The organism is Photobacterium sp. DNB22_13_2 (genome assembly GCF_052873915.1).
This window is the reverse complement of record NZ_JBNNXU010000324.1, coordinates 1-229: the sequence shown is the minus strand read 5'-3', so window position 1 is coordinate 229 and position 229 is coordinate 1. Positions and strand designations below refer to the sequence as shown.

Below are 229 nucleotides of genomic sequence, written 5' to 3'. Positions count from 1 at the left end.
CCGTGGAAAGGGGCGGCAGCTTGGTTGCGCAGCGCTTGCAGAACACGGCGTCGGCGTCGTGGCCTTCGGTGGCGCAGTGCGTGCAGATGCGTGTCTTGGGCGAGCGCTCGCGCATGGTGTTCACCAGTTCCGCACCGATGATGCCGGTGGGGAACGCGATGATGCTGTAGCCGAGCAGGATGGTGAGCGAGGTGATGAACTGGCCCAGTGGCGTGCGCGGTACCAAGTC

Annotated in this window: 1 protein-coding gene; it reads left to right on the top strand. The window is 65.5% G+C overall.

Annotated elements, in window-relative coordinates; genetic code table 11:
- Window positions 1-229: hypothetical protein (locus tag ACVA58_RS28815; RefSeq protein WP_446513642.1), on the top strand; the 229-nt coding region annotated here is incomplete at both ends.